The organism is Elioraea sp. Yellowstone (assembly GCF_006704265.1).
Lineage (GTDB): Bacteria > Pseudomonadota > Alphaproteobacteria > Acetobacterales > Acetobacteraceae > Elioraea.
The window spans coordinates 1-1,356 of sequence record NZ_VIKA01000280.1 but is presented as its reverse complement, the minus strand read 5'-3'; the positions used below and the strand labels follow the sequence as shown (position 1 = coordinate 1,356).

Genomic DNA, 1,356 nt, shown 5'->3' with positions numbered 1-1,356 from the left:
AACGTTAGACCGAGACTTTCCGAGCCGCACTCGCCATAACGCTGCCGGGGCATTCCTCGCCCGCGCGCCCCGGCGCGCCGGCAGCGACGCAGCGCCAGGCGGCGCTCGGCGCACCGGAGCGCCGCGTTGCGGCTCAGTGAGCTCATGCACGGGCTGAGCGGACAGGCCACGCTCGGCGGCGAGGCGCTGGATGCCGCCCGGCTCGACGCCTTCGCGGTGACCGGACTCACCGCCGACAGCCGCGCGGTGCGCCCGGGCGACCTGTTCGCCGCCCTGCCCGGCACGCGCGCCGACGGGCGGCGCTTCATCGCCGAGGCGGTGGCGCGCGGCGCCGCCGCGGTGCTCGCCCCCGAAGGCACCGCCTGGCCGCCCGGCGTCCCCCCCCGCCCGCTCATCACGGATGCCGATCCGCGCCGCCGCCTCGCGCTGATGGCGGCGGCGTTCCACGCCCTCCAGCCCGCCACCATCGCCGCGGTCACCGGCACCAACGGCAAGACCTCGACGGTGGACTTCCTGCGCCAGATCTGGGCCGGGCTGCACCAGGGGCGCGCCGCCTCGCTCGGCACGCTCGGCGTGATCGCGCCCGGGGTCGAGCCGGGCGGCGGGCTGACCACGCCGGATCCGGTCGCCTTGCATGCCACCCTCGCCGGGCTCGCGCGCGCCGGCATCGCGCATGCGGCGATGGAGGCCTCCTCCCACGGGATCGACCAGCGCCGGCTGGACGGCGTGCGCCTCGCTGCGGCGGCGTTCACCACCTTCACGCGCGACCATCTCGACTATCACGGCACGATGGCGGCCTATCTCGCCGCCAAGCTGCGGCTGTTCGACACGCTGCTGCCGGAGGGGGCGCCGGTGGTCGCGCACGCCGCCCTGCCGGACGAGGTGATCGCGGCCCTGCGCGCGATCGCGGCGCAGCGGCACCTCCGCCTGCTGACGGTCGGGCCGGGCGGGTCGTTCATCGATGTCCGCCGCGCCGAGCCCCGCGCGGAGGGCACGGCGCTGACGCTGCGCCATGCCGGGCGGACGGAGGCGCTCGACCTGCCGCTCGTCGGGTTCCAGGCGGACAACGCGCTGGTCGCCGCGGCGCTCGCCATCGCCACCGGCGCGGGCACGGCGGAGGTGTTCGCGCTGCTGCCGCAGCTTGCCGGCGTGCGCGGGCGCATCGAGCGGGTCGCCGTGCTCGGGAACGGGGCGGCGGTCTATGTGGACTACGCGCACACGCCGGATGCGATCGCCGCGGTGCTCCGCGCGCTCCGCCCGCATGCGCGCGGCCGCATCACCATCGTGGTCGGCGCGGGCGGCGACCGCGATCCCGGCAAGCGCGCGCCGATGGGCGCCGCCGCGGCGGCGGCCGAC

1 protein-coding gene is annotated in these 1,356 nt (G+C 77.4%); it reads left to right on the top strand.

Going from position 1 to position 1,356, the window contains the following annotated elements; all coding sequences use genetic code 11:
• Positions 1-144 precede the first annotated feature (144 nt).
• Positions 145-1,356, top strand: a 1,212-nt coding sequence (locus FK498_RS18670) for a Mur ligase family protein (RefSeq protein WP_141857200.1), incomplete at its 3' end; no start/stop codon positions are given.